15 protein-coding genes are annotated in these 16,752 nt (G+C 42.2%); 1 reads left to right on the top strand and 14 read right to left on the bottom strand.

Annotation, left to right across the window (positions count from 1 at the left end; translation table 11 throughout):
• Positions 1 to 4: 4 nt before the first annotated feature.
• Both zipA and PSPO_RS08855 read right to left on the bottom strand, forming a co-directional pair.
• Positions 5 to 730 (bottom strand): cell division protein ZipA, encoded by a 726-nt coding sequence (gene zipA / locus PSPO_RS08850; RefSeq protein ID WP_010559807.1) that lies wholly within the window; start codon positions 728 to 730, stop codon positions 5 to 7.
• 128 nt (positions 731 to 858) lie between these two features.
• Complete coding sequence (locus PSPO_RS08855) at positions 859 to 4,281, bottom strand: AAA family ATPase (RefSeq protein ID WP_010559806.1); 3,423 nt, start codon at positions 4,279 to 4,281, stop codon at positions 859 to 861.
• A 166-nt stretch (positions 4,282 to 4,447) separates the two neighbouring features.
• Here PSPO_RS08855 and cysZ point away from each other — a divergent pair, with 166 nt between their 5' ends.
• Complete coding sequence (gene cysZ / locus PSPO_RS08860; RefSeq protein WP_010559805.1) at positions 4,448 to 5,176, top strand: sulfate transporter CysZ; 729 nt, start codon at positions 4,448 to 4,450, stop codon at positions 5,174 to 5,176.
• Between the two features lie 62 nt (positions 5,177 to 5,238).
• On the opposite strand, the gene rlmM is transcribed toward cysZ, so the two are convergent.
• From rlmM to nlpI, 12 genes are all read right to left on the bottom strand, one after another.
• Positions 5,239 to 6,324: a 23S rRNA (cytidine(2498)-2'-O)-methyltransferase RlmM gene (gene rlmM / locus PSPO_RS08865; RefSeq protein WP_010559804.1), complete on the bottom strand. Its 1,086-nt coding sequence runs from the start codon at positions 6,322 to 6,324 to the stop codon at positions 5,239 to 5,241.
• 9 nt (positions 6,325 to 6,333) lie between these two features.
• Positions 6,334 to 6,714: a DUF423 domain-containing protein gene (locus tag PSPO_RS08870; protein ID WP_010559803.1), complete on the bottom strand. Its 381-nt coding sequence runs from the start codon at positions 6,712 to 6,714 to the stop codon at positions 6,334 to 6,336.
• Complete coding sequence (locus PSPO_RS08875; protein WP_010559802.1) at positions 6,711 to 7,325, bottom strand: alpha/beta family hydrolase; 615 nt, start codon at positions 7,323 to 7,325, stop codon at positions 6,711 to 6,713. Before PSPO_RS08875 ends, PSPO_RS08870 begins: the two co-directional genes overlap by 4 nt.
• The gene (locus tag PSPO_RS08880) at positions 7,318 to 8,229 is read right to left on the bottom strand and encodes a transcriptional regulator GcvA (RefSeq protein WP_010559801.1); all 912 of its coding nucleotides are present in this window, start codon (positions 8,227 to 8,229) and stop codon (positions 7,318 to 7,320) included. Before PSPO_RS08880 ends, PSPO_RS08875 begins: the two co-directional genes overlap by 8 nt.
• A gap of 484 nt (positions 8,230 to 8,713) precedes the next feature.
• Positions 8,714 to 9,043, bottom strand: a complete 330-nt coding sequence (locus tag PSPO_RS08885; protein WP_010559800.1) for a Na+/H+ antiporter subunit G — start codon at positions 9,041 to 9,043, stop codon at positions 8,714 to 8,716.
• Positions 9,044 to 9,048: 5 nt separating this feature from the next.
• Positions 9,049 to 9,318 (bottom strand): K+/H+ antiporter subunit F, encoded by a 270-nt coding sequence (locus PSPO_RS08890; RefSeq protein WP_010559799.1) that lies wholly within the window; start codon positions 9,316 to 9,318, stop codon positions 9,049 to 9,051.
• Entirely contained in the window at positions 9,312 to 9,848 is a 537-nt protein-coding gene (locus PSPO_RS08895) for a Na+/H+ antiporter subunit E (protein WP_010559798.1), read from the bottom strand. Before PSPO_RS08895 ends, PSPO_RS08890 begins: the two co-directional genes overlap by 7 nt.
• Position 9,849: 1 nt before the next feature.
• Positions 9,850 to 11,352 (bottom strand): monovalent cation/H+ antiporter subunit D, encoded by a 1,503-nt coding sequence (locus PSPO_RS08900; protein WP_010559797.1) that lies wholly within the window; start codon positions 11,350 to 11,352, stop codon positions 9,850 to 9,852.
• Positions 11,353 to 11,357: 5 nt separating this feature from the next.
• A complete protein-coding gene (locus PSPO_RS08905; protein WP_010559796.1) occupies positions 11,358 to 11,699 on the bottom strand; it encodes a Na+/H+ antiporter subunit C in 342 nt (113 codons plus the stop codon).
• Positions 11,699 to 14,491, bottom strand: a complete 2,793-nt coding sequence (locus PSPO_RS08910; RefSeq protein WP_010559795.1) for a monovalent cation/H+ antiporter subunit A — start codon at positions 14,489 to 14,491, stop codon at positions 11,699 to 11,701. The genes PSPO_RS08905 and PSPO_RS08910 overlap by 1 nt, the downstream gene beginning before the upstream one ends.
• Positions 14,492 to 14,736: 245 nt before the next feature.
• Positions 14,737 to 15,819, bottom strand: a complete 1,083-nt coding sequence (locus PSPO_RS08915; RefSeq protein ID WP_010559794.1) for a hypothetical protein — start codon at positions 15,817 to 15,819, stop codon at positions 14,737 to 14,739.
• On the bottom strand, positions 15,816 to 16,718 hold the full coding sequence (gene nlpI / locus PSPO_RS08920) for a lipoprotein NlpI (protein WP_010559793.1): 903 nt from the start codon (positions 16,716 to 16,718) through the stop codon (positions 15,816 to 15,818). The genes PSPO_RS08915 and nlpI overlap by 4 nt, the downstream gene beginning before the upstream one ends.
• Positions 16,719 to 16,752: the final 34 nt, after the last annotated feature.

Below are 16,752 nucleotides of genomic sequence, written 5' to 3' on the forward strand. Positions count from 1 at the left end.
GACGTTACAGTTCGTCAAATTCTCTGATTTTTTCAACATATTGCCTAACAGTGGCAACATCCAGCTCTTCGCGGTTATGGTCGAGAACTGTCGCGCTAAACTCATCGGCAATTTTCTTAGCCGCGCTGTGAAGCATATTAAACGACGGTAAACTGTCACCTGCACAAGGCAGTGTCATAAACAAGCTTACGCCTTCAGTTTGAAGTTGTTCCATATTATCAATATCGAACGTGCCTGGGTTAAACATATTTGCTAAACGAAATAGCACTGGGCCCTGGCCTGATGCATCTTCATGACGATTAAAGAAGCCATCCTCTGAATACTTAAAACCTAATGTAAGTAATAACGGCAGTAGCGAAGAGCCTTGCATCGGCAAACCTTCTTCGGTTTGAATATGAATGATGATGTAGTCTTGAACTGCTGTCTTACCTTCAGGCGCTTGTTCTGGCTCGTCACTAACTTGTGTGCTTCGCTCATCGTCATCAATGCTAATCGATAAATCGCCTAGTTCTGGTTCATCGTTCACATTTAATTTTGCGCTCATTTGTGGTTCAACCACAGATGTTTTTTCACTTTCAGGTGCTGCTTCTTTTTTGTCTGGAGCGGCACTTGGTTCTTGAACAAGTGTGCGGCTGTCATTTTTACGGATTGACCAAAGGCCATGAAGCAGTACGCCGCCAATTACTAACGCACCACCAATAATTAACACCCACCTTAGTTCGTCACTCATTCAAGTACCCTTAAATTTATATTTTTTTCCGATTTTCAAAATTATTAAGCAAGCGGCACTTAATTTCAACCGCTTATCTTATGCAAAGTGCACAGATAAGACTAGTTGCTGATAATTTATACCGAAAGCTAAGCGGATTCTGACATTTCTAACGCTTTTTCAATATCCACCGCAACCACACGTGAAACACCTGGCTCAGCCATGGTGACACCGGTTAAGCGCGCGGCCATTTCCATGGCGATTTTATTGTGACTAATATACACAAATTGCACGTCTTGTGACATTTCTTCCACTAAACGACAAAAACGCCCAACGTTGGCATCATCGAGCGGCGCATCCACCTCATCTAACATACAAAATGGCGCGGGATTTAACTGGAAAATAGAAAAAACCAACGACAACGCCGTCAGTGCTTTTTCACCACCACTGAGTAAATGAATCGTCGCATTTTTCTTACCCGGAGGGCGTGCCATGATTGCCACCCCCGTTTCAAGTAAATCGTCTGATGTCAGCTCTAAATACGCTGAACCACCACCAAATACTTTTGGAAACAAGTTCTGCAAGCCATTGTTCACTTGGTCAAATGTGGCTTTAAAGCGCTGTTTGGTTTCTCGGTCTATTTTAACGATTGCCGTTTCTAATGTATCAAGCGCGCTGATTAAATCATCGTATTGTTGGTCAAGGTAATTTTTACGCTCAAATGCTTTATCAAACTCTTCTATCGCCGCTAGGTTAATTGCACCTAATCCAGCAATATCGCTCGAGACTTTGTTCAATTGGCTTTGTAAACTATTAAGTTTGGCATCTTCAGGAAGCGTTGCAATCACGTCTTTTAACTGTGTGTTTAATTCTGCAAGCGGTGACAGTGCCGCTTCCGATTTCAGCTGAAACCCTTGTTGTTCAAGTATAATGTTTTGTTTTTGTTGTTTCAGGTTGTCGAGCTTTAGCTGCTCAGTACCTATGCCCGACTCGGCTTGCTTTAATTTCTCTTTCGCATCATCTAGATTGCGCTGCTTTTGCGATTTTTGCTCGATAAGCGTTTCAAGCATTAGGTGCTGTTCCGCAATCGCCTCGTCAAGTTCAACCAGCGGCAGTTGAATGTCTTCAAGTGTAAACTTTGCTTCTTCAAGTTGCTCGTTAAGCTCACTAAAGCGTGATGAAAACTGGCCTAATTTGGACTCACATAAGGCTGCTTGGTTTTTTACACTCTCTAAATGTAATTGTTGTTTATGGTGCTGATTTTTCTCATTTTCATAGGCATTTTGAAGCTGCCTAGTAACCAGTTTGGCATTATGATAATCCGCTTCTAAGGATTCTTGCTGCTGTTTTAAATCACTGAGGCGTGTTTCGGCTTTAGTTAATTGCGCAGTCAACGGCGCTTGTTCGTTGCCTACAGCGTCAAGTTGAGTAATCAGTGCCGCTAGCTCATTTTGTGTTTCGTCACATTGCTTCGCAATAGCCGCTAAACGTTCGCTAGCAAAATTATGTTCTGCTTGTTTTTGTGTGAGCGATTGCATTAATGATGATAACGCGTGTTGCTTTTGTGTTGAAACAACACGCAACTCATCAACCTTTTTTTGCTCTGCAGTAAGCGCTTTTTGCGCACTTTCGAGTTCGCTTTGTGCAGCGGGTATCGCTTTCTCTATGTCTTTTAATAACTGGTGTTTTACGATGTGTGAACTTTCACTGTCAAACTCACAGGGAATACACCAGTTAGCGCCGCGTAAATCGCCGCGCTGATCCACCGCAAATAAAAATGGCCCTGACCAAAAATCATCTTCTAACGTATCGATATTTTCAACAGCAGCAATCGCATTAAAGTATTGTGGGATGGGCCCTGTAGTGATTTTCTCAGCCAATGACCCATTTGCGCAATGGTGTGTTTGCGGCCAAATACTGGGGGTTTTGCATTCGCCATCGAACTGCGCGCTAACATGCGCATGGCTTAAATTAAACAAACTTGCTTCAACTGCCACTTGCCAAGATTTATCGACACTAAGCTTAGAGACAAGCGTTGGTGAGCCTGACTGGCTCTGTGTATTTTCACCTACAACCGTTAAAAGCGCCGCTTGTTTTGCCGCTAAATCATTACAGGTTTGCTCGCTTTTCCTCGCTGCTGTATGTTTTTGAGCAAGCACATCTTGCGCTTGTTGGAGCTGAATATTTGCGCTTTCACATTCAGCTTCGGCTTGTTGTACGAGGGTTTTTGCTTGTGTTAAATCAATAGCTTCCAGTTGCTGAACAAGTGTTTCACGCTCTGATTTCAGTTGGCTTTGGCGCTGCTGGCAAGCGCTTTGTTGCTCTGACAGTTGCGCGTATTTAACATTTAATGCAGACAGTGCTTTTTGCTGCTCAGTTTGCGCTTTTATAATCGTTTGGTTTTCCAACAAGGATGCTTGATAAGCGCTATAACAGGTTTCTTGCTGTACTTTTTGTTCTTCGTATTTGTGTAAGCTGATTTCTAACTGTTCTGCGGTACTTTCAAGCGCTTCGTTTGAAAACGCAACTTGTTCGCTAATGTCATCAAACTGTTGCTTTGTTTGCTGCTGCTCTTGCTGGATTTGCTGATACTGTGTTTGTAACTGCGCAATGCGTTGGCTGAGCTGTGTTTTTTGGCTTTGCTTATGCACTTTATCTTGTTCGTCACGCGCCAACTTGTTGCGCAACTGATATTCTTGGTGCTGCGCATCATTCACCATGTCATTAGCTTGTTCGATTGCCAATTTTAATGCCGAAATCACATCATCATGACCGCTGTGCGCTTCGCTAAGAAATGCGATTTGCTCATTAATTTGCGCCAGTTTTTCTTCGCTTTCGAGTAGTTTTTGTTGCAGTGCTTGCCATTTAAGCACGCATATTTGCGCTTTTAAGGTACGTTCTTTGGCTTTAGCCGTGGTGTAAGTGCGCGCTTTTTCTGCCTGCTCTGTTAGCACATTGAGTTGATTTTCAAGTTCGGTGCGTAAATCAAGCAAACGCTCTAGATTGTCGCGCGTGCTGTTTAAGCGCGTTTGTGTTTCGCGTCGTCTTTCTTTGTATTTTGAAACGCCAGCCGCTTCCTCGAGGAAAATCCGTAAATCCTGTGGCTTACTTTCAATTAAACGCGAGATCATGCCCTGTTCGATAATCGCATAACTGCGTGGGCCAAGTCCGGTGCCTAGGAAAATATCTGTGATATCACGTTTACGGCATTTCTCACCATTTAAATAGTATTGTGATACGCCTTCACGGGTAACTAAGCGTTTAATCGCTATTTGGTTACGTGACGCAAGCGTGCCCGGTAAACGTCCTTCAGTATTATCAAATAATAATTCAACAGACGCTTGTGAAACTGGTTTGCGCTCTGTTGAGCCATTAAAAATGACGTCTGTCATGGCGTCGCCGCGCAGGTTTTTAGCCGAGCTTTCACCTAGTACCCAGCGCACAGCATCGATGACGTTTGATTTACCACAGCCATTTGGACCAACAACACAGGTCATTTGATCGGGAAATGGAATTTTACTTGGCTCTACAAACGATTTGAAACCCGCGAGCTTAATTGAGGCTAGACGCATTTTATTCTTATTTGATTGTCTAAATAGTAAGAAAATTAAAGGCCAACTTTATCAGATTTACCCTAAATGAAACAACTTGTAACGCTTAACAACAAAATCTGGTTTAAAGGGAGTCTACGGCTTATTATAATCGTTATGGTGAGTTGTTGTTTTATTGGAGTTTTCCATGCAATTAGGAAAAGGGTTCGAATACTTTTTATCGGGCTTTAGTTTAATCAGCCAAAAAGGGTTAAAACGCTTTGTGCTGATCCCATTACTAATTAACTTGGTGCTATTTGGTAGCTCGTTGTTTTTTATTATTGGTTGGATTGAACAAGGCGTTAACTACGTCAATGGCTACCTGCCTGACTTTTTATCTTGGTTAGAATTTATTATATGGCCTAGTGCATTGTTGCTGGTGTTGTTTATCTACTCCATGGTGTTTACGGTTATCACTAACTTTATCGCTGCACCATTTAACGGCTTATTAAGTGAAAAGGTCGAGCTGTATTTAACAGGGCAACGCGTTAACGACGATGGGTTAGCTGATTTACTAAAAGACGTACCACGTATGCTTGGCCGTGAATTGGCAAAACTGATGTACTACTTACCAAAAGCTTTGTTATTTTTAATTTTACTGTTGTTTATTCCGGTGTTTGGTCAAGTGATGTGGTTTTTATTTAGCGCGTGGATGTTTGCCGTACAATACATTGATTACCCGTTTGATAATCACAAAATCCCGTTTGCTGAAGCGCGTCAGCACTTAAAGCAAAAACAGGGCTTAAGTTACGGTTTTGGCAGTGCTGTATTAATTTTTAGTATGGTGCCAATCGTTAACTTAATTGTAATGCCGGTAGCCGTATGTGGTGCAACGCGTTTGTTTGTTGAAAACTATCGCATCAATTACCGCGCTTAGCATATAGCGCTCACTAAAAAGGCTGCAATTGCAGCCTTTTTTGATTTAAGTACCCATAGCGATTAACTATAAACGTTTTGCGGTACTTTTAAGATTTGAATATGTACTGTGATTTCTTCACGGTCATGGTACAGCTGCTTTGCTTGCAGTTCATACTTGATGTTGTACTTAGTCAATTCTTCATGAATTAAGTTTAAACACTGATAAACCGCGTCAAAACGTTTTTTCATAGGCAGCTTTAAGTTAAAGATTTGCTCTTTTACAAAGCCGTTTACCGCCCAATCAATCATTAAATTAGCGACCTTAATTGGTTTTTCAACCATATCGCATACTAGCCAATCAATATTGCGTTTGTCCGGACGGAATTTAAAGCCATCTTCACGCTTATGTTTAACTTGGCCTGTTTCCATTAATGAATCAGCCATAGGGCCGTTATCAATTGCTTGTACCATCATGCCACGGCGCACTAACTGATACGTCCATCCACCTGGGCACGCACCTAAATCAACACCACGCATACCCGGTTGCAAACGTGACTCATGCTCGTCTTTTGGTACAAAAACATGAAACGCTTCATCAAGTTTCAGCGTCGAGCGGCTTGGCGCATCTTTTGGCATACGCAGACGCGGAATACCCATATAAAATGGAGAATTGTTGTAGCTGTAAGAAAAACCAACGTATGCAGCGCTATTTGATAAAAACATTACGTGTAAAACAGGACGGTTTTTCACTTCATTAGCAAGTAAGGTTTCTTGCGCCACTAACGATTTACGTAGTGGAACGGATAGCTTTTTACAAAACTTTTGCAGCTCTTTTCCGTCATTGGTGTCTGGTGTTTCTACCCGTAGCTCACCACACAATGGAAACTCGCTAACCGCCTCGCTAATAGCTGAAACGCGGTCTTCAATCGGCATTTTATCAACCAGTTGCCCAACAAACCATTGACGTGCAAAAACCATTTCTTTAAATGGCAACTTACGCACAACGACTTCGGCTTCTAACGGGTCGTAGCAGTTAAAGGTGATATAACCGCTGTTATCTTTTGCTTTTACAAATCCACCAATTTCACGCAGTGCTGCATGGTGGCTTATTTCGGCGGCACAATCGTTTTCAAAACCCGGACGACAATAAATTACAATCGCAGACATTTTTCTCACTTACTTAACTTGAGCTGGTTTATGGTTAATAACCGAAACGGTAAACAGTAACCAACTCACAATAAAACACACGCCACCAAGTGGCGTTATTGGGCCAAAAATCTTTATACCCGTTGTTGCCAACAAGTATAGACTGCCACTAAAAAACACAATGCCTACAATGGCAAAAATACTGGCCCACTTTAATTTGTACCCGCTGTTTCCCAGTAATCCAAACAAGATTAACGCTAAACCGTGAATAAACTGATAATCAACACCGGTTTGAAACACCGCTATCATTGCTGGGCTGATTATTGATTTTAATCCATGTGCTGCAAACGCACCTAACATCACGGCGAGGGCACAAAAAATGCCACCTGCTGCTAAGCTAAACCTGTTCATAGTTGTTTTGCGATAAACTGAGATGCAATTTCGGCTGCTGTTTGCCAATTTTGCAGTTGGGTTAAACCACTCGCTTTTCGTGGTACTAATGAATGATCCCCATCAGGGATCCAAAAAGTGTGCACATTATCGCATACTGGATAACTTTCTACCTCATCTTTTTTACCAAAGGTATCACGCTCACCTTGAATTATTGCAAGTGGCGCGTTGAGATCAGGAAAATGTTCGATTCGAAGCTTTTCTGGCTTGCCAGGTGGATGAAATGGGTAACCAAAAGCAACAACGCCCTTGACGCTTTGTTCACACGCCAACATTGATGCCATTCGTCCGCCCATTGATTTACCGCCAATAAATAAAGGTAAGTTAGCATCAACCTCTGAAAGTATGCTTTCAAAATAGGCTAATAGTTTTGGTGCTCGTTGAGGCGGGCGTTTTTTGCCCTCTAATTTGGCTTGCTGCATATACTCAAAATCAAATAAGCCAACTGTGACGCCTAATTTCGCTAAATTGTTGGCCATGGTGACCATAAACTCTGAATCCATGCCTGCACCAGCACCGTGCGCCAAAATCAATTGCGCAATGGGTTTATCTGCATTTACCCAATTAATCATTAAAACCTGCCTCAATCTGTTCTTTTTCTACCATGCTGAGCATCCACTCTTTAAATGCCACGATTTTACCTAATTCAGACTGCGATTCTCTCAGCACTAAATAAAAGGCATTTTTACTTTCTAAGTGATGGCTAAATGGCACTATTAATCGCCCAGAATCGATTTCTGGCTTGGCTAAAACACTGTTTACCAGTGCTATACCTTGCCCATGCACCGCGGCTTGCAATACCATTGAAGAGTGACTAAAAATAGGCCCCTGATTTACCCGCGAATTAGCAACGCCCAACGTTTTGAACCAACTTTTCCAAGGTTTACGTGTCATATCATGCAGCAATGTATGGTGCTGTAAGTCGTTTGGCTCTGCCAGCGGCTTGGGCCCGTTTAACAATAACGGACTGCATAAGGGCACTAAGTATTCGGTATGAAGTTTGTGACTTTGTACGCCACTCCAATGACCGCGACCATAATAAATCGCCACATCAACATCATCAGTTAACGAGTTTTCGTCTAAATCTTGCGCTTTAATACGAATATCAATCTCCGGATGCAACTCGTTAAACGCTTGCAAGCGTGGTACCAACCATTGAATTGCAAAACTCGGGGTTAAACTTACTGCTACCGAACCTTTTGCACCGCGTGCTAATAACTTTTCTGTTGCATCAACCAATTGGGTGAATATTTCTTTAATATCGAGAAAATACGCCTGCCCTTCTTCTGTTAGTAACAGTGAACGATTTCGCCTTAAAAATAGTTTTAAGCCTAAGTGTTCTTCTAAGGTTTTAATTTGATGACTAACAGCGGCTTGTGTAACAAACAGCTCGTCTGCTGCTTTGGTAAAGCTTAAATTACGGGCGGCTGCTTCAAACGCTTTGAGTGAGTTTAGCGGGGGCAATCTTCTCGACATGACAACCTGATGACGTATTCATTAGTTTTTTTTATCTGAATGCATTATAAATCATCGTTTTTAAAAGGCAAACAACTTGGTTATTATTTACTCCGAGAGGAAAAACTGCCAACCAAATTATAGTTTTCCCCCTTAATCATTTAAGTAGCATTTTAGAACTTAGATATTTATGCAACCCAGATGCATAAATTGAGTTTGTTTAATTTAGGCAAACTTAGTGATTTTTAGCAGCATAAAATAAGCGTTACACTGCGAATAACCTGCTGCTGAAACTCAAACAATTAAAACGTGGGTTATTCACGTTTAATCTGCCCAATAAAAAAGACGCATATTGCGTCTTTTTTAATGCCTTTTATGCAAAGGTGTTCGAGCGTGTTGACCTTTATGGTTTAAATTCTGTTCATATCCAAACCGTTTTGATCGCGGCGTCGCTTTGCAGGCCTAGTTGGCTAAACCAAAAAGTGACAACAAAGAGCATAACCCGCTAATCTTCTTCGATGTTTTCTACACCTTTAGTGCCTTTGTGAGCTTTTAATTTGTGATGAATTGCCGTTTTAATTAGCATATAGCCACTGATTGGTGCCGTGATCAGTAAAAAGATCGATATCAAAATTTCTTTCGCGCTTGGCTCATTAACGATTGCACTAAAATAAACAATAGAAGCAATCAGCACACCCGCCATGCCTAACGTAGTTGCCTTAGTTGGACCATGTAAACGCATAAAGAAGTCCGGCATACGGTTCATACCAATTGAACCGATTAGAATAAACACGCCGCCTAACAACAACAGTAGTGAAACAATAATCTCTGCCATAATAATTACTCTATAATATCGCCGCGTAAAAGAAACTTACAAATTGCCACCGTACTGACAAACCCGAGCATGGCAATCAACAATGCTGCTTCAAAATAAAGCTCTGACGCCACTTTAATTCCGTACAATACAATAAGCGCAATACTGTTTATATACATGGTATCAAGCGCTAAGATGCGATCTGGCACAGATGGTCCGAGAATTAGGCGCCATAAATTAAGTAACAGTGATACGCCAATCATTGCCGATACAATTAGTATAACGGTGCTTAACATTGAAAAATCTCCTTAAGCGGTGCTTCATAACGGCTTTTAATCGTCGCAATTAGTTCTGCTTCGTCATCTAAGTCAAGAACATGAATAAGCAAATAACGCTGCGTCACTTCTTCGCCCTCGTCTAACGACTCAGGAAACGGATACACCTCTGCACTCACAGTACCCGGTGTTAAGGAAACTGTGCTCGCTAGTATGGTGATTGGCATTTCATGAGTTAAATCAAGCGGTACTTTTACAAACGCCGGACGCAATTTTTTAATTGGCCCTAAAATCAGAAACGCTACTTGCACATTGGCGGTAACAATATCGTATAACACCAATAAAAAGTGCTTAAACGCAAGCCACTTTCGCATAATCAGCGGCTGAGGCTCACGAAAGCGTAGCGTTGCAAGTGGGATCACTGTAGCTAGAATAGCTCCTAACACGATATGCCCGAGCGAATAGCTGTTATTTAGCAGTAACCAGACGAAAAACAATAAAATGCTTCGAAATGGTGTTGGAAAAAGACTAAAGCGAGCTTCAAAACGCATCTTACTTGCCTCCTAATACAGCTTGTTGCAAGCCAAGGGTATCAAATACTTGTGTTGCGGCAAGCGTGGTAATTTCGCTGATCGGTCCTGCGAAAATACTTAATAGTGGCGAACAAAGCAACAAGCTGATTACGCCCACTAACTGACAACTCGTTGCCTTTGTCTCTGACGGCTCTTGCCCGTTATGACGCCAAAACAGCTGCGAACCTGCGCGTGTAAGCGTTACCAATACAAGTAAAGATACAACCAAATAAACTGCCCAGAACCAAGCTGCTTTATCAACGTTGAGGGCTTCTTGTAATAACCAAACTTTACCAATAAACCCTGAGAACGGAGGCATACCAACCACAGCAAGCACAAACACAATAAAGCTGGTACCCAATAAAATAGGTTGCCCAATTGGTTTGGCTGGCACAAGACGTACACCTACTTTGCCTCGCTGTTTACCAATCACATCTGCTAGTAAAAATAAGCCCGCTGTCACCAATGTTGAATGCACTAAATAATACAGCGCTGCCGCAATTGCGCCTGGCGTATTAAATGCCACAGCAGCGATTAACGTCCCTATCGATACAATAACAAGATTTGCCACAATCATACGAAGATCTTTACTGGCAAGTACGCCCAACATACCGATAACTAATGTGATAATTGCTGCAGGCCATAACCACACTTGTGCGATATGGGTGCTTGTATCATTTGGGTCAACAAAAATTGTTGGGTAAACACGAATAATCGCGTAAATACCAACTTTGGTCATAATCGCAAATAACGCGGCAACCACTGGCAGTGCCGATGCATAAGTTGCCGGCAGCCAAAATTGCAATGGGATCACTGCTGCTTTAAGTGCAAACACGATAAGTAACAGCATGCCACCGATATTTAATAGTGCTCGGTCATCGCCCGATAACTGCGCCGCTTTTGCCGCCATGTCTGCAATATTTAAGGTACCTAACACGCCGTATAAAATACCGAGTGCAACCAAGAACACACTTGAGCCTACCAAGTTTAAAACCACGTAATGCAACGCAGATTGCGTTTTGTGTTTATCAGAGCTGTGCATCAATAATGCATACGATGAAATCAGTAAGACTTCAAAGAATACAAAGAGGTTAAATAAGTCGCCCGTTAAAAATGCACCGTTCACACCTAACAATAAGAAATGTAATAGTGGGTGGAAGAAGCTACCGGCTTCATCATCACCACACAGTGAATAAAGTACACAAATCAGCGCAAGAAAAGATGTCAGTGTCACTAACAGTGATGACATTACGTCGGCTACTAATACAATGCCAAAAGGTGCCTGCCAATTACCGATAGCATAAACAAATATTTCACCAGACAGCGCATTGTTTAGCATATAGCCGCTTACTACAAGAGTAAGCAATGCCATGATGCTTGAAACAATGCGTCGCGCTTGTAAGTTTTTCCCCGATGGTGGTAGTAATAATAAAATACCAGCCAACATCGGCACTAAAACGGGCAAAGATACAAAATGTGGCACGTATACTACTCCTTGCCTTTAATCTTCGGGAAACGCGCATGTACATGGTCATGCCCTAAATCTGCGCGTGCACGTATGGCAAGAATCACCACAAATGCCGTCATCGCAAAGCCAATTACAATGGCCGTTAGTACCAGCGCTTGTGGCAGAGGATCAGCATATTGTGCTGATTCACCTAATACTGCAGCCTTGTTACTGTGAATTCGACCTGATGCAAAAAGAAACAGGTTAACCCCGTACGACATCATAGTAAGCCCTAACACCACTGGAAAGGTTCTGCCACGTAAAATTAAAAATACACCGCAGGCAAATAACACCCCAACGCATGTTGCATAGAGTACTTCCATTATTTTGCCTCCTTCGGTTGGCTAGCTAATGTGAGTTTACCTAGGCTTGCTAGAATCATTAAGGTTGCACCCACTACCGTTAAATAAACACCTAAATCAAATGCAATCGCACTTGCTAGTTCAATTTTACCGATAAACGGAATATCAAAGTATTCGAACCAAGACGTCAGGAATGGTCTGTCGAAGAACCAGCTACCGATACCCGTTACAAAAGCAATCGCAATACCGAATGCAATAATCTTACGGTAATTAATATCCAGTCGCTCATAGATCCAATCTGAACCACGTGCAATGTATTGTAAAATCATGGCTATCGCGGTAATCAAGCCAGCGATAAAACCACCACCTGGTAAGTTATGACCGCGCAAGAAAATATACACACTTACCATAAGTGCTAATGGCAATAATGCTTGAGAAATACTGGCAAGTAGCATTGGGTAACGCTCAATAGCCCACGGACGCCCTTCACCATCACTTGCTGGCATAAAGAGCGGTAAGTTAAGTAACAATTTGTAGATACCCAACGCCGCAATACCTAATACGGTAATTTCGCCTAAGGTATCAAAACCACGGAAATCAACCAGAATCACGTTTACAACGTTAGTACCACCGCCACCAGTTTTCGCGTTTTCAACGAAGAACTGTGAAATTGAATTAAGCGGACGAGTCATAATTGCATAACAGATAGAACCAATAATCACACCTACCGCCGATGCAATACCCACATCACGAACAAGACGCAGCGACGTTGACTCTTTTGGTGTGCGATGTGGCAAGAAAAACAGTGCCAACATCAGCAGTACAATTGTCACTACTTCTACTGTTAACTGCGTCAGTGCTAAATCAGGCGCAGAAAAACGTGTAAACGCTACCGATACCATTAAACCTACAATCGAAATCATTAATAACGATGTCATACGTGAACGGTGGCAAATTACAGTCGCAACTGCACCAACAATAAGTAAGCCTGCGCCAATCACATTATGCGGATCGATTGGTTGCGGCGTTTGGTCACCTGCCAGTTCCAACATATCAAACAGTGGAATACCTGCAAACACCAAAACAGTCACCAACAACCAAGCAATGTAACGCTGTAGTGAACCTGTTTCCATGCGGTACATTATCTTTTCAGACACTGTCGCAATGCTATCTAACGCATTTAAAAACGCTGATTTAGGGTCCACATCGGGTAATGACGCGTTAAATTGGAATAAATACTTGCGCTGCCAGTAAATTAATAAACCAATGGTTACGGCAAGAAAACTCATAAGCAGTGGTAAATTCAAACCATGCCAAATTGCTAAGCTGTATTGTGGCAAACTACCATCGCCAATCACCGCTAGCGATGCACTCGCCAGAAGCGAATCAACAACAAAATTCGGGAACATACCAACGATAATACACAGTGCCACAAGTACTTCTACCGGCACGCGCATATAGCGTGGCGGTTCATGAATTTCTTTGCTGATACCAACTGGCTCACCGTTAAAGAATACATCGTGAATAAAGCGCATTGAATACGCCACCGAGAACGCACCTGCTAGGGTTGCGAGTACCGGAATAAGCCAAGACATTGAGCCAAGCACGTGCTGATGTAAGGTTTCAGCAAAGAACATCTCTTTTGATAAGAAACCATTTAGCAGCGGCACACCTGCCATTGAAGCGGCTGCAACCATAGCAAGCGTTGCGGTATACGGTAAATACTTCCATAAGCCATTAAGCTTACGCATATCGCGAGAGCCGGTTTCATGGTCAATAATACCGGTTGCCATAAACAGTGACGCTTTAAATGTCGCGTGGTTAATAATATGAAAAATCGCAGCAACTGCTGCCATTTCAGTATCTAAACCGAGTAATAAGGTAATTAAACCTAAGTGCGAAATCGTTGAATACGCCAATAAACCTTTTAAGTCATGTTTAAATAACGCAACGTAAGCACCGACAATTAAGGTTGCCAGACCGGTCAAAGTGACAATAGCAAACCACAGCTCAGTACCTGATAGCGCTGGATAAAAACGCGCAAGTAAAAAGATACCTGCTTTTACCATAGTCGCCGAGTGTAAATACGCACTTACCGGAGTCGGTGCGGCCATCGCATGTGGCAACCAAAAGTGGAATGGGAACTGAGCCGACTTGGTAAAGGCGCCTAGAAGAATCAAAATTAATGTAACAGGATAAAGCGCGTGTTCTTTAATTATGTGGCCGTTATTTAAAATATCATCAAGATTGTAACTGCCAACAATGTTACCGACTAAAATCAGACCTGCAAGCAAGGCTAAACCACCGCCGCCGGTAATGGTAAGTGCCATGCGCGCGCCTTGACGTGCTTCGGATGTATGCCACCAATAGCTGATTAATAAAAATGAGCTAATACTGGTAAGCTCCCAGAACACCCACATTTGAATGACGTTGTTAGACAACACAATGCCAAGCATTGCTGTCATAAACAGCATTAAAAAAGTATAGAAACGCGCCATATTGTCTTTACTACTGAGGTAGTAGCGCGCATACAAAATAATTAGCAAACCTATGCCTAAAATCATTAGGCAGAAAAGAAGCGCTAATCCATCAAGTCGAAAACTGAGATTAATTCCAAGCAGCGGGATCCATTGCACACTTTCTCTTAGCACATTGCCATCAAGCACAGCTGATGTGTGATAAAGAACAATGGCAAGCGCTACAACCGGAAATATTGCAATTGATAATGCAGCGTAGGTACGCGAAAGTTTATTCGTCGTCGCTGCAAATAAGCTGCCTAATAGGGATAACACAGGTATCCACATTAATGACATAGTTTTATCCTTTGGCTTTTCCCTATTTTTACAACAAGGTTAAAGCGTGAGTTATGCTAGCAAGTAAGTTGCGTAGCCGCGCGTGATTGCGCTATGCATACATTTTTATATTTATACGTTAAAAACGCCTGTCATGTCTAGATTAAGCGTATGTAATTGAACACAAAACAAGCCATTTCGCAGTTTTAATAAATATAGTGTAAATACTAAATAAAGACTATTGAAAAAGGATGTAAATCTTTTAACTACAAGCTGTTAAATTCGCTCATAGCCTGTTTTAGCCAAGTTTCATATAAATTGGGTAGTGGCAGATCAAGCAGCTCTAGATTTGAGGTTGATTTAACCGGCTTGTACGCCCGCCCCTCTGCCTGATTACAGGTGTTGGTCAAATACCAAGTGTGCCCGTCAACCTTCAGCGTGCGGGTAACTTCTTTTTTCTTTGGCACAACAATTAAGTTTTTAGCGATGCGAGTTGGTTTTGTCACATTGCACAGTCGCTTTGCCAGTTGTTTTTTAAGTGGATACTCATCAATAAAACCGTACAAGTGCATTAGTTCATGCAGTAATACACGCTCTGATTGTTGAGAACGCATAAAAACATAATTACCCGACGCGTTAGCAATACCCATTTCGCTAAAAAATGCGATTTTATCGTGCGAAAGCTGTGAAAACGCTTTTTTATCAAGTATTTCGCAGCGTATGCGCCTTCCGGCTGCACCACTACATCGTAATTTAGAACGATCAAAGTAAACAGGCTGACTTAAACACACGGGCAGCGAAAACGCTTTTTCAAAACGCTGCTTTAGCTGAGTGACCTGGTTGTAAGCCTTAAAATCAGTTACCGCTAGCATTATCTTTTGCGTGCATTGCTCGTTTTTATAAATCGGCACTAATTGATGCGCTGTTGCCGCAAGCGGTAAACCAAGTGCCATTGCAACGCGAGTCTGTTGTTTGTGTGTTAGCGGCCAAGGGAAATCATGCAGCGCTTGCCACTGCTTTGCTTCTTCATAATGGGCAGCTAACTGTTCTCTTGCAATCAGTGAGCCCTGCTTTGCCGCGCTGATTAACGTGGATTGGTACAAATGTTGGTTATTTGAAAACTCATTGGCAAGCAGCGCCATCGCATCGGCGTTTTGATTATTGGCATAGACACGTAAATGGGCGATTGAATGGTGATAAGTTTGCACATTTGGCAATATTGCGCGCTCTGCCAAAGTTGCATAATACGGGTTTGGAAAAGCAGAAAACGCCTGTAACAGGCGTTTTTCGTTATAACAGTAACTTGAAGTAAGAAAGCTACTTAAAAAGAGGACAGTTAACCACTTCACTGTATTTCGTCAGGTGTTTGCTCGTCACTGTATAGTAAACGTAGCTCTAAGCGAGCATATTTATATTCAACAAATTCATACACGTTAGTTGCCATTGCCAAATTAAAATAATCTTCTGCTTTAAGCGGCTTATTATCAGCTACGGCATCTTTTGCCAGGTAGAAATACGCTTCACATAAACGCTCTAAGTACTCACGGTGGCTGGTTAAGTCTTTTTGCACATTAAGTAATAAATCGCGCTCGCTTAGCTCACCTAAAAAGTATTGTACAAGCTGATACGACCAACGTGATTTATCGAGTTTTTCAGCATGTTGCTGTAACTCGGTTAGCGCGCGCGTTGCATCTACTTCTCGCGTTGCTAAATAAACCCATACAGCACGATATGAATCGCTATCGTCAGCATTTAAGAATTTTTTTAAGTCGCGCTCTGCTAAATCAGGACGCGATCCGTAATAAAGTGCAATACCACGGTTTAAATAAGCATACTGATGTTCTGGTAATAGCTCGATTACCGCATCAAAGCTTTCATAGGCTTGTTCATACTGCATCGCTAAGGTGTAGTAAATTCCAGTAAAATTATACACTTCAGCAAAATCAGGCTTTAGCTTTAACGCATAGTTAAAATCAAGGCGAGCGAGTGTTGATAAACCAACGCTATCGTATAGTGCACCGCGTTTATGGTGTAGTGCGGCACGTTGCTCGGTGGTAATTTCAGGACTATTTAGCGCTTGATTAATACGTGCAATTTCCAACTCTTTACGGAAGTCGTGTTGTAATGGACCCGCAAAAGGCACATTAACAACCGGGTGGTCGCCCTGTTCAACATCATTTGTCGCCTGACAGCCGACTAGGCTCGCGCCTATCGCTAAAGTTGCAAGAAGCCGTTTCAATTTATTCACTAAAATCTATCCTTAAAATTAACTGCTCTGCTAT

Origin of the sequence: Pseudoalteromonas spongiae UST010723-006, assembly GCF_000238255.3 — a bacterium.
Classification (GTDB): Bacteria; Pseudomonadota; Gammaproteobacteria; order Enterobacterales; family Alteromonadaceae; genus Pseudoalteromonas; species Pseudoalteromonas spongiae.